The organism is Vagococcus humatus, from assembly GCF_003950325.1.
In the GTDB taxonomy this organism is placed as follows: Bacteria; Bacillota; Bacilli; order Lactobacillales; family Vagococcaceae; genus Vagococcus_C; species Vagococcus_C humatus.
This window is the reverse complement of the sequence record NZ_PXZH01000002.1, coordinates 59,635-81,627: the sequence shown is the minus strand read 5'-3', so window position 1 is coordinate 81,627 and position 21,993 is coordinate 59,635. Positions and strand designations below refer to the sequence as shown.

Annotated in this window: 21 protein-coding genes and 2 pseudogenes; 11 read left to right on the top strand and 12 right to left on the bottom strand. The window is 31.4% G+C overall.

Annotation, left to right across the window (positions count from 1 at the left end; all coding sequences use genetic code 11):
• Positions 1 to 137 precede the first annotated feature (137 nt).
• On the bottom strand, positions 138 to 737 hold the full coding sequence (locus C7P63_RS05465; protein WP_125943157.1) for a class I SAM-dependent methyltransferase: 600 nt from the start codon (positions 735 to 737) through the stop codon (positions 138 to 140).
• Positions 737 to 1,315 carry a DUF459 domain-containing protein gene (locus C7P63_RS05460; protein WP_125943156.1) on the bottom strand — a complete coding sequence of 193 codons (579 nt, stop codon included), beginning with the start codon at positions 1,313 to 1,315 and terminating at the stop codon, positions 737 to 739. Before C7P63_RS05460 ends, C7P63_RS05465 begins: the two co-directional genes overlap by 1 nt.
• Positions 1,316 to 1,548: 233 nt before the next feature.
• Here C7P63_RS05460 and C7P63_RS05455 point away from each other — a divergent pair, with 233 nt between their 5' ends.
• From C7P63_RS05455 to guaA, 3 genes are all read left to right on the top strand, one after another.
• Positions 1,549 to 2,079, top strand: coding sequence for an acyl-CoA thioesterase (locus C7P63_RS05455; protein WP_125943155.1), 531 nt, complete (start codon positions 1,549 to 1,551; stop codon positions 2,077 to 2,079).
• A 125-nt stretch (positions 2,080 to 2,204) separates the two neighbouring features.
• A complete protein-coding gene (gene coaA, locus C7P63_RS05450; protein WP_125943154.1) occupies positions 2,205 to 3,134 on the top strand; it encodes a type I pantothenate kinase in 930 nt (309 codons plus the stop codon).
• A 33-nt stretch (positions 3,135 to 3,167) separates the two neighbouring features.
• Positions 3,168 to 4,715 (top strand): glutamine-hydrolyzing GMP synthase, encoded by a 1,548-nt coding sequence (gene guaA, locus C7P63_RS05445; protein WP_424580142.1) that lies wholly within the window; start codon positions 3,168 to 3,170, stop codon positions 4,713 to 4,715.
• Positions 4,716 to 4,916: 201 nt separating this feature from the next.
• Here the strand turns inward: guaA and C7P63_RS05440 are convergent, their stop codons facing one another.
• The 4 genes from C7P63_RS05440 to C7P63_RS05425 form a co-directional block, all read right to left on the bottom strand.
• Positions 4,917 to 6,695, bottom strand: coding sequence for an AlwI family type II restriction endonuclease (locus C7P63_RS05440; protein WP_125943152.1), 1,779 nt, complete (start codon positions 6,693 to 6,695; stop codon positions 4,917 to 4,919).
• A gap of 13 nt (positions 6,696 to 6,708) precedes the next feature.
• The gene (locus tag C7P63_RS05435; RefSeq protein WP_125943151.1) at positions 6,709 to 7,992 is read right to left on the bottom strand and encodes a DNA methyltransferase; all 1,284 of its coding nucleotides are present in this window, start codon (positions 7,990 to 7,992) and stop codon (positions 6,709 to 6,711) included.
• Entirely contained in the window at positions 7,968 to 9,293 is a 1,326-nt protein-coding gene (locus C7P63_RS05430) for a DNA methyltransferase (RefSeq protein ID WP_207852980.1), read from the bottom strand. The genes C7P63_RS05435 and C7P63_RS05430 overlap by 25 nt, the downstream gene beginning before the upstream one ends.
• Positions 9,294 to 9,808: 515 nt before the next feature.
• Positions 9,809 to 10,186 carry a hypothetical protein gene (locus C7P63_RS05425; RefSeq protein WP_125943150.1) on the bottom strand — a complete coding sequence of 126 codons (378 nt, stop codon included), beginning with the start codon at positions 10,184 to 10,186 and terminating at the stop codon, positions 9,809 to 9,811.
• A 190-nt stretch (positions 10,187 to 10,376) separates the two neighbouring features.
• Between C7P63_RS05425 and C7P63_RS05420 the strand changes: the two genes are divergently transcribed.
• From C7P63_RS05420 to C7P63_RS05380, 8 genes and pseudogenes are all read left to right on the top strand, one after another.
• A complete protein-coding gene (locus C7P63_RS05420; protein WP_125943149.1) occupies positions 10,377 to 10,724 on the top strand; it encodes a hypothetical protein in 348 nt (115 codons plus the stop codon).
• A 225-nt stretch (positions 10,725 to 10,949) separates the two neighbouring features.
• Positions 10,950 to 11,492 (top strand): Rep family protein, encoded by a 543-nt coding sequence (locus tag C7P63_RS05415; RefSeq protein ID WP_125943148.1) that lies wholly within the window; start codon positions 10,950 to 10,952, stop codon positions 11,490 to 11,492.
• 123 nt (positions 11,493 to 11,615) lie between these two features.
• A complete protein-coding gene (locus tag C7P63_RS05405; protein ID WP_125943147.1) occupies positions 11,616 to 12,047 on the top strand; it encodes a hypothetical protein in 432 nt (143 codons plus the stop codon).
• A 12-nt stretch (positions 12,048 to 12,059) separates the two neighbouring features.
• Positions 12,060 to 12,293, top strand: coding sequence for a hypothetical protein (locus tag C7P63_RS05400; RefSeq protein WP_125943146.1), 234 nt, complete (start codon positions 12,060 to 12,062; stop codon positions 12,291 to 12,293).
• Positions 12,294 to 12,495: 202 nt separating this feature from the next.
• Positions 12,496 to 12,789, top strand: a complete 294-nt coding sequence (locus C7P63_RS05395; protein WP_125943145.1) for a hypothetical protein — start codon at positions 12,496 to 12,498, stop codon at positions 12,787 to 12,789.
• A 1-nt stretch (position 12,790) separates the two neighbouring features.
• Positions 12,791 to 13,552, top strand: coding sequence for an FtsK/SpoIIIE domain-containing protein (locus C7P63_RS05390; RefSeq protein ID WP_125943144.1), 762 nt, complete (start codon positions 12,791 to 12,793; stop codon positions 13,550 to 13,552).
• A 1-nt stretch (position 13,553) separates the two neighbouring features.
• Positions 13,554 to 13,739: pseudogene (locus tag C7P63_RS05385) on the top strand (DUF3173 family protein).
• Between the two features lie 3 nt (positions 13,740 to 13,742).
• Positions 13,743 to 14,948, top strand: a pseudogene (locus tag C7P63_RS05380) (tyrosine-type recombinase/integrase).
• Positions 14,949 to 15,175: 227 nt separating this feature from the next.
• Here the strand turns inward: C7P63_RS05380 and C7P63_RS05375 are convergent.
• From C7P63_RS05375 to C7P63_RS05350, 6 genes are all read right to left on the bottom strand, one after another.
• Positions 15,176 to 16,504, bottom strand: a complete 1,329-nt coding sequence (locus tag C7P63_RS05375; RefSeq protein ID WP_125943143.1) for an SMODS domain-containing nucleotidyltransferase — start codon at positions 16,502 to 16,504, stop codon at positions 15,176 to 15,178.
• Positions 16,505 to 16,511: 7 nt separating this feature from the next.
• The gene (locus C7P63_RS05370; protein WP_165863783.1) at positions 16,512 to 17,078 is read right to left on the bottom strand and encodes an SLATT domain-containing protein; all 567 of its coding nucleotides are present in this window, start codon (positions 17,076 to 17,078) and stop codon (positions 16,512 to 16,514) included.
• A 548-nt stretch (positions 17,079 to 17,626) separates the two neighbouring features.
• Positions 17,627 to 18,610, bottom strand: coding sequence for a hypothetical protein (locus tag C7P63_RS05365; protein WP_125943141.1), 984 nt, complete (start codon positions 18,608 to 18,610; stop codon positions 17,627 to 17,629).
• A complete protein-coding gene (locus C7P63_RS05360; RefSeq protein ID WP_125943140.1) occupies positions 18,607 to 19,182 on the bottom strand; it encodes an NUDIX hydrolase in 576 nt (191 codons plus the stop codon). Before C7P63_RS05360 ends, C7P63_RS05365 begins: the two co-directional genes overlap by 4 nt.
• Before the next feature lie 130 nt (positions 19,183 to 19,312).
• Complete coding sequence (gene preA / locus C7P63_RS05355) at positions 19,313 to 20,560, bottom strand: NAD-dependent dihydropyrimidine dehydrogenase subunit PreA (RefSeq protein ID WP_125943139.1); 1,248 nt, start codon at positions 20,558 to 20,560, stop codon at positions 19,313 to 19,315.
• Positions 20,553 to 21,788 carry an FAD-dependent oxidoreductase gene (locus tag C7P63_RS05350; RefSeq protein WP_125943138.1) on the bottom strand — a complete coding sequence of 412 codons (1,236 nt, stop codon included), beginning with the start codon at positions 21,786 to 21,788 and terminating at the stop codon, positions 20,553 to 20,555. Before C7P63_RS05350 ends, preA begins: the two co-directional genes overlap by 8 nt.
• Positions 21,789 to 21,993: the final 205 nt, after the last annotated feature.

Below are 21,993 nucleotides of genomic sequence, written 5' to 3'. Positions count from 1 at the left end.
TTCAGTCTTTTCTGATCTCTATTTTTGCTTTTTATTCCAAAAATAAGGAATGGACAATATTTCATCCCCTATTTTCCGTAATCTAAGACAGTTTTTGCATCTAATTATTCTAATGTATTTCATTTGATTTGTCAACTTTATTTTTGACTTTGTAAAATATAATAGCCTTTTTCCTTGGTCAATGTCACAACATTACCAAAAACTTCTTCCATTTTTTTAGCTGCACTTGGAGCGCCTTGCTTTTTCTGAATCACAATGGTTAATTTTCCTTTATCAACTAAATGATCATAGGCTTTTTCTAAAATCTCATGAACCACTTGTTTTCCCGCTCTAATTGGGGGATTACTAACAATTGCCGCAAAGTTTTGATTAGTTACTTGATCGTACATATTTGATGAATAAATTTTGACATTTTGAATATCATTAGCTTCTGCATTAAGTTTAGCTAATTCTAAAGCCCGTTCGTTAACATCTACCATTTCAACTTCACGTTGAGTTTGACTGGCCAAACTTAACCCTATCGGACCATAGCCACATCCAACATCTAAAATAGAACCTTCTGGTAGTTCTTCATCTTGAAATGCTTCAATCAATACTCTAGAACCAAAGTCAACGGTTTTTTTTGAAAAAACACCATTGTCCGTTGTAAAATAAAAGGTTTTTCCCTTTAACGGAAAAGACCAAGTCTCTAAATGATGAGTAGCACTAGGTTGATTTGTGTAATAATGATCTCCCATTAATCTTCGTCTCCTTCCTTTATTTTTTCTCGTAACGCTCGGTTCATAAGAAGAGCTAATAAATCATAGCCTTCCTCAGAAAAATGTAGACCATCTTCTTGTAACAAAGGCCGTAATGATTCTTGTTTTTTCATCTCAGCAAATAAAGACACAAACGGAATATCATTTTGCTCTGCCACTTCTTTAGCCACTTCCACATATTTTTCTAGCCGATGTTCTGGTCGGTCTAATACATGCAGTAAAGGATTATTAGCCGGGGGAGAAACTAAAATGATTTTTTCTCTTCCTATTAAATCTATTATTTTTTGTAAGTTCTCTCGGTAATCTTCTGAGGTCTTTAAATGGTGGGTTGCCATGTCATTCGCCCCAAAAAAGACTGTCACATAATCAGGTTTATATGTTAAAACATGTTGGTCAATTCTTTCTAAAGCATCTACTGTGGTGTCTCCAGGGATCCCCGCATTGATTACTTCTGCTAATGGAAAAGCTTGAGAGATACGTGTAGTTAATAGATCTGTCACTTCCTGATGGTAATAACCTGCAGTAATACTATCTCCAAATAAAATAATTTTATACATTTAATCACTTCCTTTACATCTTTAATCAAAGAGAAACAAGTTGTCATTTATCTTACCATGATTTTAACATTTTTAACATGAATAACAGGCATTTTTATAGTGATATAACACTATTTCCATAAATTTAACTAGGTTTCTTCCTTACACCAAACAAAATTACTAGCACAGGCTAATTCTTGTGCTATACTTCTACTGTATATCTTTACTGATAAATGATTATGGAGGTAATTTTTATGGAACATATTGAAAAAAAATACTGCAAAGAGTCTAAAGTAATTCAAACTCACCGTGTCTTTCCCCCTCAACTAAATCCGTTTGGCTTTTTATTTGGCGGACAACTAATGGCTTATATTGATGATACAGCTTCCATCTCTGTATCAAGACATTGCCGTAGAGGAGCAGTGACAGCTTCAACAGACCGACTTGATTTCTTACATCCTATTTATGAAAATCATTCTGTTTGTGTTGAAACCTTTATCTCTGGAACAGGGAAACGTTCTATGGAGGTTTTCGCTAAAATTATGGGAGAAGACTTAGCAACTGGAGAACGTTACTTAGCTGCTACTTGTTTTATGACTTTCGTTGCTGTCCCTTCTAAAATGAACTGGGAAACAGATATTACTGTGCCTGGAGTTATTCCAGAATCAGAGGAAGAAAAACTAGTGTGTGCAGGTTATGAAGAACGCCGTCAACAACGACTTAAAGAAAGAGATTTTCAAGAGCAATTTGCTAAAGCCGTATCATATGACGTGCCTTGGGCGTAAAAAATGAAAATTTCCTAACTTTTTCTACTTTTTCTTGAAAATGTTAGGTATTTCCTATTTTTTTATGTTAGAATAAGCCCATTAGACAGCTCAATTAGTGATTATTTGTTGGAGGCAAGTACCCAATGGAAAACTCAAAGAAGTATTATCGCTTTTCAAGAGATGAGTGGAAAAGCTTTTACCGGAAAAATGGCACCCCGCCTTTAACCGATAAAGAATTGCAACAAATCAAAAGCTTTAACGATAATATTTCCTTACAAGATGTCCAAGACATCTATATTCCACTCACCCACCTTATTCATATTTATATGAAAGAATACGAGTCCCTACAACTTAGTAAGGGATTATTTATGCAATCTTATACTGGGGAATCCTCACCATTTATTATTGGCGTAGCCGGAAGTGTAGCCGTAGGTAAAAGTACAGCTGCTAGATTGCTACAAATGATTATCGCTCGTACGTTTAGAAGACGAAATGTTTATCTAGTTACAACAGACGGCTTCCTTTATCCTAACCAAGTGTTAGAAGAACAAGGGCTTATGAACCGAAAAGGATTTCCTGAAAGTTATGACATGGAAAAACTGATTAACTTCTTAGATGAAGTAAAAAGTGGTAAAGAAAAAGTAGACATGCCTGTTTACTCTCATGAAATTTATGATATTGTACCTGATACAACTGAAACTTTAGTTGATCCAGATATCGTTATTGTTGAAGGGATTAATGTTTTACAACTTCCTAGTAACCAACAAATTTATATGAGTGACTTCTTTGACTTCTCGATTTATATCGATGCCGAGCCTGAACAAGCTGAAGAATGGTATTTAGAACGGTTTGAAGCACTATTAGATACTGCTTTTCAAGACAAAGATAATTTCTATTACTCTTATGCTACAGGCCCAAGAGAAGAAGCCTTAAACATGGCTAAACGCGTTTGGAAAAATGTTAACTTGAAAAACTTAGAAGAGTTTATTTTACCAACACGCAACAATGCAGACGTCATTATCCACAAAACAACGAATCACCGGATAGATGACATTTACTTAACTAAATATTAATATTTAAATAAAGAAACAGATAGGGTGAAAATTGTGACAAAAGACACTACGTTAGAAAAAATTATCGTATTAGACTTTGGTAGTCAATACAATCAGTTAATTACACGACGCATTCGTGAGTTTGGTGTATTTTCTGAATTATTAAGCCACAAAATTTCTGCTCAAGAAATCAAAGAGATGAATCCAAAAGGTATTATTTTCTCTGGTGGGCCTAATAGCGTTTATGATGATAATGCCTTTAAAATCGATCCAGAAATCTTCGAATTAGGTATTCCTATCTTAGGCATTTGCTATGGCATGCAGTTAATGACACAACATTTTGGTGGGAAAGTGGAGTCTGCTTCTAAACGGGAGTATGGACAAGCTTTCATCAACATCACTAGCCAAGAGGCTTTATTATTCCAAGACTTACCTGAAAAACAACAAGTTTGGATGAGTCACGGGGACCTTGTAACAGAAGTTCCAGCTGGCTTTGAAGTAGTCGCAACTAGCCAAGATTGTCCGATTGCTGCTATGCAACAATTAGATAAAAAATTCTTTGCTGTTCAGTTCCACCCAGAAGTGCGTCATTCTGAATACGGAAATGATTTATTACGTCATTTTGCTTTTGACATTTGTGGTTGTAAAGGCGATTGGTCTATGGGCAACTTTATCGACATGGAAATCAATAAAATTCGTCAAATAGTTGGCGATAAAAAAGTCCTACTTGCTTTATCAGGTGGGGTTGATTCTAGTGTTGTTGGTGTATTGTTACAAAAAGCAATTGGTGACCAGTTAACTTGTATCTTCGTTGACCATGGATTACTTCGTAAAAATGAAGCAGATCAAGTAATGGAAAGCCTTGGCGGAAAATTTGGTTTAAATATTATCAAAGTAGACGCTCAAAAACGTTTCTTAGATAAATTACAAGGTGTTTCTGATCCAGAACAAAAACGTAAAATCATTGGAAATGAATTTATTTATGTTTTTGATGATGAAGCAGCTAAATTAGACGGTATTGATTTCTTAGCACAAGGAACTCTTTATACAGACGTTATTGAAAGTGGTACTGATACTGCTCAAGTGATTAAATCTCACCATAACGTAGGTGGACTTCCTGAAGATATGCAGTTCCAATTAATTGAGCCTTTAAACACTTTATTTAAAGATGAAGTACGTGCTTTAGGAACTGAACTTGGTATGCCTGACTCAATCGTTTGGCGTCAACCTTTCCCAGGACCTGGTCTTGGTATTCGTGTGCTTGGTGAAGTAACGGAAGATAAATTAGAAATCGTTCGTGAAAGTGATGCTATTTTACGAGAAGAAATCGTAAAAGCTGGTTTAGACCGCGATATCTGGCAATATTTCACTGTTCTTCCAGGTATTCGTAGTGTAGGAGTTATGGGAGATGGTCGTACTTATGACTATACAATTGGTATTCGTGCCATTACTTCTATTGACGGAATGACTGCTGACTTTGCTCGTATTGACTGGGATGTGTTACAAAAAATCTCTGTTCGTATCGTGAATGAAGTCGATCACGTTAACCGTATCGTGTATGATATTACAAGTAAGCCACCAGCAACTGTTGAGTGGGAATAAAGAACATACTTTATAAGGATGAGGAATACCGAAAAATCAACGTTTTAGCATACTTAAAATGCTTGAAAATCATTAAAAACTATATAGTTCCCTACCATTTCCCTACCAAAAAAACCTGCTGAATTTCAGCAGGTTTTTTATGCAATATAAAACATTTTATTAATAATATCTAATTTAATTGTCTTCTGATGAAAGTAATTATCAATTAAAAATACTATTTAATTTTTGAGACAATTCTTGTTTGCTTTCTGAATTTAAAATATTTAATAATTCTACATCTGATATAGAAATCAATGGAATATTATATCCTGATAGAATAGAATTCATAGCTGCATGAACTCTTTCATGAACCATTGGTGCACAAAATATTCCTTTAACAACAACATCTGGATACTCTTCTTGATAAATCTTAATATGATCAGGTACTGAAGAACCCTCTGCTGTGAATTGCATTGATTTTGATTTAATAGTTGTTAATTCAAGAATGTATCTTTCATTATTGAGTATAAAAATAATATCTGGTGTACCAGTTTTACCACCCGGCGCTTGAGTTGGTAAATTATAATTTCCTATTTTTCCATTCCAAATAACTTCATCAATTATCTTTCTATTTTTAAGTTGAGAAAGCAGCAGATAAAACAAATATTCATATTGGGCTCCTCTTAATGACTTATCATTGAATTTATCGATTCCTAGTTTAGTTTGAAGTAACCTCAGTTTAATAAGCATTTTATCCGAAAAATTTTTACTAGCACTATGATCAAGTATTTCATTAATTAAACGATTAGTTTCTAAAGTTGAATATGATAAAAACATGGGTTTTTCATTTACAAAATTTCCTTTTAAAATTAATTGATCATCTATTGTAAATTGCTGATGTTTGATAGAAATAAATGAATTTGAATAAATTAAAGTACCATCAGTAATATTGTAAATATTAATTGTATAATTTTCATTTTCAAAAATAGGGGTAAAATATCTATCGTTGGCATTAATAATTGTAGTATCAATAAGATTATCTTGACTATCATTTATTTCTATGTATAACTCATTATTAACATAATTATTAATCTTCATTAAAGTAGGTGGGAAATCTCTAAGTGGATTTCCAAAATAACTAATCCATAAATTTAAATTATCTTCGAAATCAAATATTTCTGTATTTTTATGAAATTCGAGTAATTCATCAACCCATTGAAGCATATTTTTCTTAATAGAAATTGCCCCAACTTTATTTCCACCATTCGTATCAACTCGACTTTTTGTCATTATACCTGTTCCCATACAAAATGCCATAAAATATCCTGCACTAGGAGCCTTTTTAAGCGTAAGATTTCCAATATTAGTTGCCTTATACTGATTAACAAGATGTTCTCTATCCTTGGAATTTAAATTTCTAAAATTCAAAATTTCAGATATTTTATATTCGATTTCTGACATATCACGAGTATGAAAAACAAACATTGCAATTTCTTCCATATCTAAATAATTTAACGTTCTTAGCATCTGCAGCGTAACTCTAAAAGGAAAAACATATATATCCTCGCAATGAGGCAAAATAATTGGATTAGTTATTTGCAATTTAGCCATTTGATAAAGTACTGATTCAGAATAATCTATAGTTAGGCCTTTAGTTAACTTATCCATAGGTCTTAAATCATTTTGGTGAGTTGAATAAAAATTATATCCCGCTTTAGTTACTCTTAAAGTAGTTGGGGTTGTTGTTGTATCTAAATAAACAAAACCTAAGTAGTGAAGTGAAGCTAATAATGTTCGCATACCCTGGGGAGCAATTTTATTTCCACTCTGTGTAGCTCCAAGTTTTTTTAACTCTAAATTAAGATTATCTTGCTTTGAAGTATTCCAAGTTGTACCATCATATTTTCTACTAATAATTCCATGAAGAAGTGCAATCATTTGGTGTACATTAGCCCGCTTGGGAACAAACCAAACTTGTTTATCTCTATTTCTACTAGCCATAAAAATACTCCTCCTAACTATTTTTTTTTAACACTATAATATGATCTTTTTTTATTTCTCCGCCACGACCAGAACGAGGAATTCTGATATATGGATTCTTAATATTATAAGAAAAATGCTCGACAAAAGAAAAGCCCGTATACGGAGCTATGTCTTTTAATATGCTCCAACTTTCAATTAAGTTCTTTCTTATTACACTATTTCCTATTACTATTACATAGTGTCCTTCATTAATTAGGTGATCGTTAACATTAAGCATATTTCTTTTCATATCTTCAAAGAATTTTTTAACAACGTAAGCGCGTTTCTCATCAATTTCTTTAATTAATTCAAATTTTTCTTTCAACGTCTCAGAAAGCTCTAAGATATCTAAATCCTTTTCTTTTTCATCTTTCAAACTAAAACGTTCTGTTCCAACATATTGTCCCTTTGATTCAAGAATCGATTCTTCCGTTTGCGTCTCCATCCATAAATTTTCTAGTCTTAGAGTTCTAGGATAATCAAATGCATTAATATATGGTGGAGAAGTAACTGCAAGATCAGCTAAAAACTTGGTTTTTGTATTTAGAGCATCGCCTTCCACGATTTTAACTTCATTGGTTACTTGTTTTTCAAAATATTCTTGTAACATTTTTCTATATCTTACAAAGGTAGTTTTAAAACGATCCAAAGCATTTGGTGGTATTTTTACAATTTTCGATGAAACATATGGCTTTGGAGAAGTATCATCTGCATTAGAAACTGATTTAATAATTGATAACATTACAATTTCAAGAAAAGACTTCACCTTAACATTTTCAACTTCATCAATTATTGTTCTAATTTTACCCAAAATATGAGCATTTTCTTTATTAAACCAGTGCTCTAAATTTTTAATTTTTGGAATAAAAACTTTTGTTTGATCATGTTCATCATCAAAAGTCATAAGAATTTGGTTATATACTATATCAATTTTTTTTAGGTCTTCTTCTATATATTTTTGAGTTTTAGTCTGAATAATTTTTTTAGCTATAGGATCTATTTCAGTACCAAAAGCATCATATCCTTGTAATTGAGCTTCTAATAATGTTGTCCCCGATCCAGAAAATGGATCAAATACTAGTGCGTTCTTTTTTGCATACTTTTTAATTGCCCATCTTGGAATTTCAGGGATGAATTTACATGGATATTTAAAAAAACCGTGGGTATATGAATTAGGGTTGTTTTGACTAATTGAGTAGGTTGCGTCCTCCACTATATTGATTGGTAAATTTTCTACTATGATATGTTCTTCTATTTTTTTGATTTCACTAGACATATGACACTCTCCCTTAGATATTTCTTTGTATTTAACGTGATATGATATTGTTGTGAGCTAGTGATAATATATCTATCCACTTCAATCTTATCTACCGTGAATCCGATTGTTTCAGCATATTTAGCTATCAATAAATCAGTAGGGAATATAATCCCACCATAGGCTGAATTTCCAACCACAATTGAGCAAAAACCGTCACACTCTAGAGATTCCCAAATTCTATCTAATAATTCAAACATTTCTGAAAAATACATTTTTAACATAATAGGAATTTTTTTATCCCACAGTTCTTTTGTTTGAAGAACATTAATTAAAGTATCTAATTCAGGAATCGTTTTTAAATCTAATTTAGATATATCTGTTTTAGATGACAAGCCATTCAAATGAGAACGAAATGAAATTTCACGTAATTTCTTTAAATCAGAATATTCTTTTACAAAAGAGCCAAACCACAGTTCTAATTTATATATTTCAGTATAGTCAAAACTGTTTGCATATGGCGGTGAAAAAATAACCCCACTAATACTTTCTTTGTCAATGTAGCTAGATAAATTTAATGAACTATCATTTATAAGCTCTGCATTAAATTTCAAAGTATTCCCAGTAATGTCATTATAGATGTTATCATAGTTGCCTTTAATTATTTCTGTAACTAACAATATATTATCTATCTTATTTTTACTCAATGATTTTTTCTTCAAACCATTACCAGCTTTTCTATACTGTGAAATCGTTTCAAGACTAGCAAGCCAACCAAGTAACAATAAATTTTTAACATTTTCAGAACCATTATATCTATCTATAACTTCTTTTATTGCCATAAAATAATTTTGAATATTAGGGTTAAATACTTTTTCAGCTATAGATAATTTAGGTAATAATATTACTTTTTTTTCTGATAGTTTTTCAGCTTCTATCAGAGTATCAACTGCTGCTGTTTTAAATTCCATTTTTTCTGAATCAGTATAATTTGTTAGCTTACATTTAGATAAAAAATAGGAAAAAGGATTAACCTCAAACCCTATTCCTTTCAACCCTAGTTCATTAGCCGCCATTACCGTTGTCCCACTACCTAAAAATGGATCTAAAATTATACCATTAGCATTTTTGTTATATTCGTTTATTAATATTTTTATTAAATCAACCGAGTATCCTTCTTTATACCTGTACCATCTTTGTCTAAATTTATTTCCTTCATCTGAAAAATTCAGCAAACTAGTGTAAGTTGCTCCCTCTTGTTCAGGATATGTCACTTTATAATTTGATTCTAAATTACTATAAAAATTATCTTCTATTATCATTATTTTCACCTTTTCTGTTATAAAACCATTAGCTAATATTTTACCATAATCGAAACATATTTAGTATTAAAGTTATTATTCATTATTAGCCGTTTATGTGAATATAATATAAAGATGATGAACAACATAAATAGATAATCACAGAATAGTAAATAGAATATTATTTTTTTCCTCTATTATTCTATGAACTCATCAGGATTTTTTTCAAAAAATTCAAACAACTCATCTTGATTTTTTATTCGAAACCCTTTATTTTCTTGATAAGAAATATTAAGGTCTTCTATACTACTTAGTAAGTATTCATATCTTTTTTCTGTTAAACTTACTATCTGTTGCACTATTTAAATAACTTGTCACAACAAATGATAGCTCTGCTATTTTCAATTTTGAGTAGTCATTTCTAATCATTTTCTTTATTTCACGTGTATAACAACTTTTTAATAATTTAATTTCCCTTTCTAAAGCTTCATTTTTTGTTGTTAGTTCTATAATTTTATCTCTCTGTTGAGCTTTACTTAAATTTTTAGTAACATTTCTCTCCTTAAAATTTTTTTATACTTTACTATTTCATAATAATTTTTATTAAAATATGTTGGGTTCCCCCTTTTAGAGCTTTTGTACAGAACAACCCTGTTTTTATCCCAATCTGGAACGACGTATTTAATTTTAAGATGTTTTTCTAAAGAATCTATACTTGTAAAATAATACCAAGAATATCGATTATAATGCTTACCTTCAATATTAATAGACTCATAGTTATCTAAATTACTAAATTCTTGTTCAATTTCTTGTTCATATTTTTTTAAAGTATTCATAGCTATGCCTAATTTATCGCATATCTGTTCTCTGGTATAAAATCCATCTAAATAATTTTTTATTTCATCATTATTCATCAGCATCCTCCTTCAATTTCTCCCTCTAATTTTGAGTAAAAAAAATAGGCATTGATACATCAACGTTTCTAAGAGTTTTTTATCTCAATTTATTGTTGCATATTTCAAATTGAAGAACAATATCTAATAATTTAAGATAAATATATAAACATTAGAAATGAAATTTCTAGTGCAAAAAGTAGGTGAAATCATGAAGAACTTAAACAGATTTTTAAATTTTGATACAGAAAGTTTTTTTGAAGACAAATCATTAGCTTTTATTGCTGACAAAGGTATTGATGAAAAAATAGGGTTACACAAGGTTGAACTAATTATCATGGAAGATAATACTGATTATTCTGAGGTAGGGCTTAACGAAGAATCAATTAATCAATATGAAAAATTCATTTGTAAGCTGATTCAACCACCCGTTGATTTTAAACGAAACAATTCAATCAAAATTGTTAACATTTCAAAAGCAACTGTCTGGGGCGATTATTCTACAGGTCTCTCTGTAACCGCTGAAAAAATTGAAAAAGTCATTAAATTATCAAAATAATGACCACAAACTAGAACGAACTTATTGAACAAGTGTTGCAACGTGAGCTAACAAAGTTAAGCGACACAGTGAAAACACTTATTCAAATAATAATCGTTTTAAAGTTTGTTGTGTCAAACTTTGAAGAAAACTTATTATATCAGCGTTGAGGGCTTGTTATCAACGCTGATATAAAGTGTCAATGTGTCAAAACAAAAGGAGGTGAGGCTTATTAGAGCAAGAAATATGATGATAAATCAATCACTTGAACACTTTAATTTAGACGTAATAGAACTCACAGAAGTGTTAGAAAAGATAGTTAAAGCAAAACGATATGCATTTATTATTCATGATGATAATGAAGAATTCAAACATATTCACATTATTTTAGAATTTGAAAATGCACGTCATATTACATCAATTGCTAAGCTTTTAGATATTGAACCTCAATATATCGAAGTGTGGAAAGGCAGTATAAAGAATGCTTATAGTTATTTATTACATCGAACTGATGAAGCTAGAAAAGAAAATAAAAAACAATATTCACCCAAAAATGTTGTAGCCAATTTTGATTTTGAAATGAGTATAAATGAAATTGAAACTATCTTATCGAATAATAAAGACTTAAAAAACAAGAGAAAAAATGAAGTAAACAAATTAATTGAACTCTTTGATTTAAAAATTATCGATAAGCAAGCATTACTTGAAAATTTATCAGGTATTGAATATGCTCATAATGAAAAAACTATCATTTCTATAGAAAAGATGCATTTAAAAAAAATCAAATGAATTTAAAAAAGAAACGAAAGACAATAATATAAAAAAATCAATATTTTGGATTTTTGGTGAGACTGGAACAGGTAAGACATATTTAGCAAAAAAATAGCTAAGAAAAACTGCGAAAATTTTTATTTGTCAGGTAGTAATAATGACCCTTTTCAACATTATGAAGGTCAATCAGTAATCATACTCGATGAACTACGACCGAATATCATTGCTTACAACGAATTATTGAAAATACTTGATCCACATACTTTTGATGTGGTTGTATCTTCAAGATATTTCAATAAACCTCTCACTGCAACAACTATCATTATCACAACTCCTTACCCACCTTATTTATTTTTTGAAAAAATAAAAGGGTTAGATAAAGAGATAGATAAAGCATTTCAACTATATAGACGACTTGAAAAAATCATAGAAGTAAGAAAAGATATACTGATAGAGTATGAATATGATTCAAGTCTAGATAAATTTAAACAAATTGATTCAGAAACATTTAAACTCAATTTTACTCAAGAGGATACTAACTCTTTTTGTTCACTAAAAGAACTATTAAACTAAAGGTGAGATTTTATGAGAAAAGAAATAAAAAACAACCCGAACGGCTATTTACGTGCAGCTACTTCAATCTATTTTGATGTGATAACAGAACAAACTGCTTGCGCTCTTGAGGTTAGATTAAAACTTCTAGATGTTAAAGACAAACTAGAATTAGTTGAGTTAATAAAGCTTTTATTGACTCAAGCAGATGAATCTGAGATACAAAAACTCAATAAGCGATATAACAATATTTCAAAAAATTTATAACACGATACTCTACGTATAGAAAGTATAGCTGTAGCTACTTTCTATATGTGACTATAATAAAAGGAGAGAAAAAATGTTTATTAACTTAATAAAAAAATGCTGTTGCCAAAGAAAAAAACACCCTCTAAAAATACACACTCTACAAATTATGATCGCGTTGATTTTACAAACATGGTGGTCAACAGATGTATGAATTTAGGTATTGAATTTAGGTATTGAATTTAACTATTCCTTTCAAGGTGGCATGGTGCAAGTACTTTATGATAGAAATAAAATTAGAATAGAAACAGGTAGACCCCTTATCGACAGTCCCAATTATCATCGTAAACCTATTATGCCAACAGAAAAAGATTATTTTAAAATTGAGTCCGTCGTTAGAGCCTCTTTACCTGCGGGATATAGACTGCAACCACAAGATTCCCTTGTAATTGAAGATAATAAATTTTTTATCTATTATTTTGAATCAACCTCTTCACAGAGAATTGAGGATTTCTAATATGAATATACAACTTCAAAAAAATACAATTTGGAATCTATCACATCAACCACATGCAATCGTATGTGGTGTTAGTGGCAGTGGAAAATCCATGCTTTTAATCTATTTACTATATAAATTTGCTCAATTAAACTCAGAAATTTACATTATTGACCCTAAAATTTCTGATTTATTTCAACTTGGTCAATTTTTGCCGAATGGTCATTTAGCAACCGATACAAATTCTACTATAAGTATTTTAGAACGTATTGAGATAATAATGAATGATAGACAAAAAGAAATTGTCAGTTCTAAGAGATTTGGAATAGATGCTTACTCTCTTGGGTTTCATCCTGTTGTTTTATTTTATGATGAGTTAGCTGCCCTTACAACTCAAATAACAAAAAAAGAAACTAAACAACACTACGAATCGTTATTAAAAAATATTATCTTAAAAGGAAGAAGTGCTGGAATTCAAGTAGTATTCTCTTTACAACAACCTAATGCCACCAATTTACCTACTGAAATAAGAGAACAATGCAGTTTAAAAATATGTTTAGGAGTCACCACACCTATTTCCACTAGAGAAATGATATTTGGTAAACAATCTAATTGGATTCAACCTCCACTAGATTCTTTCGGAGTAGGCTGGTTTTCTTTAGGTACTCCTACTGTTAATATTTTCGAAGCACCAAATATGAAAAATTTTAATCCTAATACAAGGTTAATTCCATTGTTAAATAAGGAAGAACGACACATAAGGGGGTATTCTAGTTTTGAGTAATATGATTTCAAAAACTGAACTTGAAAATTTAGGTTTTAAAACACATCAAGCAACTTCAATCATACGAGAAGCAAAGCAATAAATGGTAAATAATGGCTATGCATATTATAATAATAATCTTGTAGGGGTTGCCCCCAAACACATCGTTGAAGAAATTATCGGTATCCCTCTAAATCAGGAGGAATAACCAATGGCGAAAACAAAGTATCCTTGCGTGTATCAAGACAAAAACGGACGATTTTATTTTTTAGTAGAATTAGGAAATGATCAATTAACTGGAAAAAGAATTCAGAAAAAAGGAACTAAAGATCAGCATGGAAAAAGATTCACTTCTGCACGCTCTGCGCATAAAGAAGTTACTCGAATTAAAAACGAATATCTAGTTAACAATGGTTATGCAAATTATGAGTTATCTTATGCTGAGTTTATGAAAAATACGTACATCCCTTATTATCAAGCAAGTGTGCAAAAAAGTACTTGGAATTCTAGAGAATGTGGATTGTATCAAATTTCAGATTATTTCAAAGATACTAAGCTACGTGATTTAAACGTTTGAGATTGTGAAAACTACCGAATTTGGTTACTAAATTCAAGTGGATACTCACAAGGCTGCGCACCTTTACTATACGGGATGTTTAGAAAATCTCTAGATTATGCTGTAATATTACAATACTTAAATGAAAATATTTCTAAAAGAACAAAAGCTATTTCAAAAGGAAAAACAAGCGTTAAATACTGGTCTAAAGAAGAATTTGAAAAAGTATTATCTGTCATTTACACTAATGATTTCTATGAACATATGTGTTTTGTAATGATTTGGTTGTATTACATGACGAGAATACGTGTGAGTGAAGGATTGGCTCTTACATGGGATGATGTTGATTTATCACGAAAGAAATTGAGAATTCATCATACTCTTGAAATGCAAAATCAAAATAATTTCATTAGAAAACCTTACACAAAAACAGAAAATGGTATGCGAACTATCACACTTGATAACGATACTGTATCAATCTTAAAAGAATGGAAGAATACACAAAACAGGCATGGCATAGAACATTTTATTCTTAGCTATACTGACCTTCCACTCTATCGGTCAACCGTTCAACGAATCATTGAACGCTATGCTACGTCTGCTAAAGTACCTGTTATTCAAGGAAAAGGGTTACGACATTCACATGTCAGTTACTTAATTAATGAGTTTAATGCAGATATCCTTGTTGTTTCTCAACGACTTGGACATTCAAGTCCCGAAATCACGTTAAAACATTATGCACATTTATGGAGTAGAAATGATGAAGTGATAGCTGAACAAATGACAGGCAATATCAATTTTACCTTTGCAACAAAATCAAATGTATCGAATTTTAATGGTAATCAAGCAATAAAAAAATAACCTCTACTTTTTCCCTACTAAAATGAAGATAAACACTTCAAAATGTTGTTATATAAAGGTTTTTATATACCAACTTACATTGAGTGGGAGTAATTCATAAATATAAATTGAATTGTTTATCTTGATTTAACACCTTTTTAGTCGTTGTAAAAAGGTAAATATCAATCAAAAAATAAAATAGTTTTCTGCGAAAAACCCCGCCAAGAGAAAAGCTTAGCGGGGTTTTTTTAATCTTCTCCAAAATATGTATCAATAGGTACTTTTACTCTTTCTTTAGCTATAACAATATTATTATACACCGCAAAACATTCTACAAAATGGTCTCCTGAAAAATTAGTACTTTCTGAAATAGTTTTTCCACCTTGAACGATTTGCCCTCTCTCTTGACCTCTTTTAATAGCTTCACTACCTACATTTCTAACCTTCCAATACCAACTAACTTCTTTTTCCATATAATCTGGAATATTAGTTTCTTCAATCATAAAATCTAATTTTTTATTAGCTTTTAGCTTTAATCTATTCTGAATAAAATATCTCATTCTTTTTGGTCTAAAACCGTTTTGAGTTACAGTATAATCAACTTTCAAGTTATACATAATGTTAACACTACTAAACTTATCTTCTATAAATTCTTCATTTTCGGCTTTAGCAATATAGTAGCTACTCTTGGCAACAGCAACATCCTTAGCAAAATCTTTCCCTAAAAGTTTTCTTAGTTCTACAATTGCGTCATCAGAGTCTTCATTTATGTCTTTAATCTTATTATAGGCTTTTTTGGCTTTCTTAATAAATTTACCACTATCATCATTATAAATTTGTTGATTGCTACCTAAAGCATACCAGTAAGAAGCTTCTTCATCCTGTTCTGAAAGATATTTCATAAACTCAATAAGTTCTCTATAATAATCAGAAAATGATAAGGATAGTCTGTTTTCTTGTTTATCTATAAATTTCTTTACAAATGTATCAATAAGTAATCCTTTAAATTTAAAGCCTACTTGATTTTTCCACCGTCTCATCAAGTGACTAAAATCAACAAATGTACCATTTGAATCTACATTCATTTTAATCGATTCGTCAATTTCTGGAATTGGCTTAGTTGTCTTCCAAGTCCCACCATTATTGGAATCTGGATACTTAAAAGAATCATCACTCTGTTTAAATGCTGGAACAAGCTCAATATCACCAAAGTTAAATGATATGACAACCACTTGTCCATCTCCTTTAACTTTAGTACTAGGATACAATAATTTAATTTCATTTTTCACTTCTTGGAGCAACGCTGACTGCCCATTGCCAGAATATTCATTAAACTGTTTGTATTTACTTGAGGGTAACTCAAAAATACAATCATAATCACTAACTTTATGTAGTGCTGTTTCTCTTCCAACACTGCCAACTATTAACATATGCTCACAATCGCTATCATTATTTTCATAATATTTTTTATTTAATCTTTTAGTTATTTTTTTTATTCGATTATTCCATTCTTCAGTCTCTTCATCATCCATAAATAAATCAGAACAAAACTCTTCAAATTCTTTGCCTAATCCCATAGTTCTATCACATTCCTTTTTTCAATTTTAATAAATCTGCTGAAATAAATTTTGTGTAGTCTTCCTCGTAAACATTATCATTTCTGACTTTTAGTCTTTTAGACGCTTTATTAACAGTTCTATTTGGAATGTCATTATCTAATTCATTATTATAAATAATTCTCGCCTGCTTTAATTCATTTAAATCGTTTTCTATCTCATCTAATTTTTTTGTTTCATACACTACATCAAATAATAAGGATTTTGCATTCTCTCTAAGTTCCCAAAATTTATTTGCATCAACTTGCTCTTTCTTTGACAATTTATCATAGTCTATAGATTTATCAAATCCATTCATCGATGCAGTCGCAAATGATAATAATGCAGTCACCAATTTAAGAATGTATGAATCATTGATTAATAAAATCCCAATTAGCCCGGATGATGTCAATGATGCTAAAACAATTCGAATAATTTTAAAAGCTTTAGAATAAGACACATATTCATCAGCTCGTACGATATGGATTTTGTGGGTCCAACCAACATTTACAATAAATTCTTTCAATTCACCATGTAGCTTTTCTCTATTATTCACTTTATCCCCCCTATAAATTCATCCATTATCATTATACCAAACAAAAAAATAAGGCTAAATACCTTCTTTTTTTAACTCATTCTTTCAAATAATACTGCATTATCATTTTCCTCATCATCCCATTGATTAGACAGTGTTAATGAAACTAATTTTTCTCAGTCATCACTATAACAAAACAAATTTAGGAAACATAAAAAACTTGGATACCAATACCCGATTAATTATCGTTTAGATTGAGAGTTGAAACAAGCTATTTAGGAGACTATAAAATAACTATTTGAAGAAAATAAATACCTTATAATTTTTGTACAGAAAAGTGTTGCTAATTCACCTAATTCAATACTTATATTTACCTTTATAATCTCCTTTTTTATAGTTATACTACTACTATTATTAGTTATTTTAATAAAAAACAATAATTTTTTAATAATCAGCGAATTAAAAAAGCTGTCAAACAAATGATTTTTATCATAAATTTGACAGCTTATACATTTCCTTTAGACGGTATTTCATTTAGTTAAACTTCTACTCAATGATTAGTCAAAACACTATTTTTCTTCCGACATTTGGGTTCCCTCTATATATTGAGAGAATATCTCTGGTAAGACTTCAACTGCTGCTCCGACTCTATCATATAACTGTTGATTAGCAAGGTAATCCGCATATAATTCAGCTTTTTGTCTGCCTTTAGCTAAATTAGTTTCATAATCTTGATGATCTCCTACTCTAGAATATATTTCTGACAATTCAATTCCATCTTCATACAACATTACTTTGTGGAAAGGATGTGCATTTCCTACACCACTATGAATTCTAAAAATCAGCACATTTCCTTGAATGTCATACCACAAATACATAGACTTTCCTCCGTCAACCATTGATAGTCTATGATCAAACTGATTAGCAATAACTGCTACTTGTGTTCCTTCTGGCAACTCATCAAAGCCAACCACCTTACTATTCGTTGAATGTGCCCTTAGTTGATAGGCTTCTATATAGTCAGTCACTTCCTCTTCAAATTGTGTAAATCTTTCTTGAACTTCTTGTTTATAATAGTTAAAGTCTGCTAGTCTTTTTTGTTCAATTCTCAAAACCTCTTCTATCTCTTCCACAGTAAAAGGCGGAAATTGCCAATCAAATTCTTTAATAATCGTTGCTTCTAAATCACTTAACTCTGCTAAATACTCATCTTTTGCTACTCTTTCTTTTTCTTTTGTAAATATTAGCGAACGCTTGTTATAAAGAGTTAACTCTTGTGCTACTTCGTTTTTCACATTTCTTTTCTCTTGCTTATTAAACAGATTATCTACTAATAATTGATTAGTCTTGTCTGATAATTGTTTCACTTGTTTTTGATTAACTTTTATATTTTGAGCAGTTATTTCTTGCTGATTTATCCCTTTTATATCAGCTAAATAATTGCTAGCGCGATGCACCTTTTGATCATCTAATCTTTTTTGATTAACTATCGTACCGACTCCTAATCCTATGACTACAACAATTAACAACATTCCCCATCTTCTTTTAGTCATCTCTTATTCCTTTCAACTAACTTAGCATTTAATTTTTGATACACATGTTTCTGAAACCAGGGTTCTGTTGAGGCTTCTACGGCTTTTTCTAAAGGAAACCAGGCTACGCCGCTATTTTCATCTGGTTTAATCACTAGTTTGTCCTTTTCTTTTGCTTCTAGTAAATAAGTCACATTGAGATGTAAATGTGAGGAAACATATTGGCCATGTTTTATATGTCCATCAACTGTTAACACTTCTAGAGAAAAGATATTAGTAGAAACAGGAGAAACCTGTTTTAATCCACTTTCCTCTTTGACTTCTTTGATTGCAACCTTTAACAAGTCCTCTTCCCCATCAGCATGTCCTCCTAGCCAAGACCAAGAATTATAAATGTGATGATAAACCATTAATACCTTCGTTTTATCTTCATTCACAACCCAAGCTGAAGCTGTCATATGAGCTAAAGAACTTTCTCTTAGAAAAACTTGAGGATTGTTAGTTAATTCTGCTAAAATCAACGCTTTGTCCCGTTCTTCTTGCTCATTGACTGTTTGATACTGGGTAATTTCTGTGATTAATGATGTACTCATTTATTTAAACGCCTCCTTCGCAAGCTACTTTATTGTACAAAAGTTTCTACTAAAGATAAACGGAAGAAAATAAAAAAGCTAGCATTCTCTTATAGAATAACTAGCTTTTGATTTATTTTTTTAAGATAAGTTAAATAATTTTGTCAGCTGGATTACCTGTCCGTCCTGGTTTTAGTACAACTTCACCTTTCGTAATAGCACCAACTGGGCAAACTAATGAACATAAATGACAGCCTACACAACTGTCTTTATCACAATAAGGTTTCCGTTCTTTTTCATCCCAAATAATTGCCTGATGGGCTCCGTCATAACAAGAAATATAACAACGGCCGCAACCAATACATTTTTCATGGTCAATTTCTGGGTATACTTTATAATCTCGGTCCAAGTTTTCAGTTGGAATAATGTTAGGGTTAGCTAAACCGACTAATTCTTCTAAGTGGTCTACTCCTTGTTCTTCCATATAGTGCATTAAGCCATTTTTCATGTCTTCTACAATACGGTAACCGTACTGCATAACACCTGTAGTGACTTGAAGAGTGGAAGAACCTAATAGAATAAATTCAGCAGCATCTTCCCACGTTTCAATCCCACCAATTCCTGAAATAGGTAAGTTTTCTAAGCCTTCAGCCGAGCGTAATTGTTGTAAGAAACGAAGAGCAATCGGTTTAACTGCTTTACCTGAATAACCAGAGATAGCTGATTTTCCGTTAACAACTGGCAACCCAATTTTTCGATTTAAATCTAAATTAGCTACAGATTTAATCGTATTAATAGTTGCAATACCGTCAGCTCCGCCTTCTAAACAGGCTTTTGCAATTGGCACCATATCGGTTACGTTAGGAGTCATTTTAGCCATCATTGGTAAATCTGAACCACGTTTAACTGCTTGGCAGTATTTTTTACATAATTCAGCGTTAGTTCCCACATCTGATCCCATTTCATGAGACGTCATTTGGGGACAAGATAGGTTCATTTCAATCATGTCAGATCCTGCTTCAGTTACTAATCTAGCAAGTTCTACCCAATCTTCTTCATTAGTTCCCATAATAGAGGCAATTAACACTTTATCTGGATAGTCTTCTTTTAGTCTTTTTAAATCGGCTAAGTTTTCTTCTAAAGTATGTTCTGCAATTTGTTCCATATTTTTAAATCCAACAAACGGCGTACTCTCTTTATCTAAAATATCAAACCGAGGAGATACTTCATCTACAACAAAATGTTCTGGCCCAATTGTTTTAAAAACAACGCCACCCCAACCAGTATCATAGGCTTTTTTACACATATCGTAACAATTTCCTACAGGGGATGATGACAGACAAAATGGATTTTCAAAGTGAACACCTAAAAAATCAATAGATAAGTCTTTGTTAATCATTTGCTTTACCTCCTAACATAGCATCTATTTCGGCCGCTGCTTCTTTACCTTTTTGAACAGCCCATACAACTGTTTTATCTCCCTTAGCAATATCTCCAGCCACAAACACTTGTGGATCACTTGTTTGATAACCTTCAAAAGTAACTTCATTATGTTCAATCGGAAGAGCTAACTCTTCTGCGTTTACTTTTTGGCCAACAGCTAAAATAATTAAATCAGCAGTAATCGTTAACTCATTTTGATTGTGACGATGTTTGAATGTCACTTGTTTATCAGATACTTTGCTTGGTAGGTAACCATCAATGATTGTTACACCTTTAGCTTGAGCACCAGCTAATTCTTGTTTAGAAGCTAAAAATTCAGAGAACGTTTCATAAGCAACATCTGTGACACTTTCTACTCCTAGCACTTTAAGAGTCGTTGCAGCATCCATTGCCACATCTCCTCCTCCAATGACTAACGCACTATTAGGTAATGAGATGTCTCCTTGGTTATCTCTCACTCTTGCTAGAAAATCTACAGCTGTTTCAGTATAAGGATTATCTGCAAACATTTCTAACATTTTTCCTTCACTTGCTCCAACAGCAATTAATACCGCATCAAAATTTTCTTTTAATTCACTTAGACTAGTCTCTTGACCAACTTTAGCTCCGCAAAGAATATTGGCCCCTAATTCTACAATTCTGTCAATTTCATAATCTACAATAACATCAGGCAACCGGTAAGCAGGGATTCCATATCTTAAATAGCCACCAGGTTTTTCAGCTTGTTCATAGATGGTCACAGCATAACCTTTTTGTAACAGTGACGCTGCTGCTTGTAGACCAGCGGGACCACTTCCTACAATGGCAATATGTTTACCATTTGGTTCGCCTTTTTTCAAAATTTTCATATCTAATTGTTGCTCAAAATCAGTAACAAATCGTTGAATACCTGCAATATCAATTGGTTTATCTATCCCGCAACGTGAACAACCTAATTGACAATATTTTTCAGTCGGACAAACTAAGGCACAAATAGAACCCATTGCATTGTTTTCTCGAATAGTTTCTGCTGCTCCTTTAAAGTTTCTAAACCGAACACTGCGAATAAATTTAGCTGGATCAGTTTTAGCTGGGCAGGCTTTAGAACATGGGGCATCATGACATAGTAAACAGCGTTGTGCTTCTTCCATGACGGTATTAATAGTGTAGGCTATCTCAGCTTCTTCTAAATACTTTTCATTCATTTGATTACTCCCTTATCTCATTTTTTTATTTAAAATAGTTTCCAATTGGCCTAACTATTTTGAAATCTATTAACTTATTTAGTAAATCGTTTTACTGACTAACATTTAACTTCATAAATTCTATCTATAGATTAGCATTTATTGTGTAAAAGTTCACAATTCGTATATTAATACTATAACGCTTGTTGTTTATTTTTTCAATAGT

What these genes read in the sequence shown, in the direction of transcription:
- C7P63_RS05465 (WP_125943157.1), bottom strand. Translation starts at nt 737, where the DNA reads ATGGGAGATCATTATTACACAAATCAACCTAGTGCTACTCATCATTTA.
- C7P63_RS05460 (WP_125943156.1), bottom strand. Translation starts at nt 1,315, where the DNA reads ATGTATAAAATTATTTTATTTGGAGATAGTATTACTGCAGGTTATTAC.
- C7P63_RS05455 (WP_125943155.1), top strand. Translation starts at nt 1,549, where the DNA reads ATGGAACATATTGAAAAAAAATACTGCAAAGAGTCTAAAGTAATTCAA.
- coaA (WP_125943154.1), top strand. Translation starts at nt 2,205, where the DNA reads ATGGAAAACTCAAAGAAGTATTATCGCTTTTCAAGAGATGAGTGGAAA.
- C7P63_RS05440 (WP_125943152.1), bottom strand. Translation starts at nt 6,695, where the DNA reads ATGGCTAGTAGAAATAGAGATAAACAAGTTTGGTTTGTTCCCAAGCGG.
- C7P63_RS05435 (WP_125943151.1), bottom strand. Translation starts at nt 7,992, where the DNA reads ATGTCTAGTGAAATCAAAAAAATAGAAGAACATATCATAGTAGAAAAT.
- C7P63_RS05430 (WP_207852980.1), bottom strand. Translation starts at nt 9,293, where the DNA reads ATGATAATAGAAGATAATTTTTATAGTAATTTAGAATCAAATTATAAA.
- C7P63_RS05425 (WP_125943150.1), bottom strand. Translation starts at nt 10,186, where the DNA reads ATGAATAATGATGAAATAAAAAATTATTTAGATGGATTTTATACCAGA.
- C7P63_RS05420 (WP_125943149.1), top strand. Translation starts at nt 10,377, where the DNA reads ATGAAGAACTTAAACAGATTTTTAAATTTTGATACAGAAAGTTTTTTT.
- C7P63_RS05415 (WP_125943148.1), top strand. Translation starts at nt 10,950, where the DNA reads ATGATGATAAATCAATCACTTGAACACTTTAATTTAGACGTAATAGAA.
- C7P63_RS05400 (WP_125943146.1), top strand. Translation starts at nt 12,060, where the DNA reads ATGAGAAAAGAAATAAAAAACAACCCGAACGGCTATTTACGTGCAGCT.
- C7P63_RS05390 (WP_125943144.1), top strand. Translation starts at nt 12,791, where the DNA reads ATGAATATACAACTTCAAAAAAATACAATTTGGAATCTATCACATCAA.
- C7P63_RS05375 (WP_125943143.1), bottom strand. Translation starts at nt 16,504, where the DNA reads ATGGGATTAGGCAAAGAATTTGAAGAGTTTTGTTCTGATTTATTTATG.
- C7P63_RS05365 (WP_125943141.1), bottom strand. Translation starts at nt 18,610, where the DNA reads ATGACTAAAAGAAGATGGGGAATGTTGTTAATTGTTGTAGTCATAGGA.
- C7P63_RS05360 (WP_125943140.1), bottom strand. Translation starts at nt 19,182, where the DNA reads ATGAGTACATCATTAATCACAGAAATTACCCAGTATCAAACAGTCAAT.
- preA (WP_125943139.1), bottom strand. Translation starts at nt 20,560, where the DNA reads ATGATTAACAAAGACTTATCTATTGATTTTTTAGGTGTTCACTTTGAA.
- C7P63_RS05350 (WP_125943138.1), bottom strand. Translation starts at nt 21,788, where the DNA reads ATGAATGAAAAGTATTTAGAAGAAGCTGAGATAGCCTACACTATTAAT.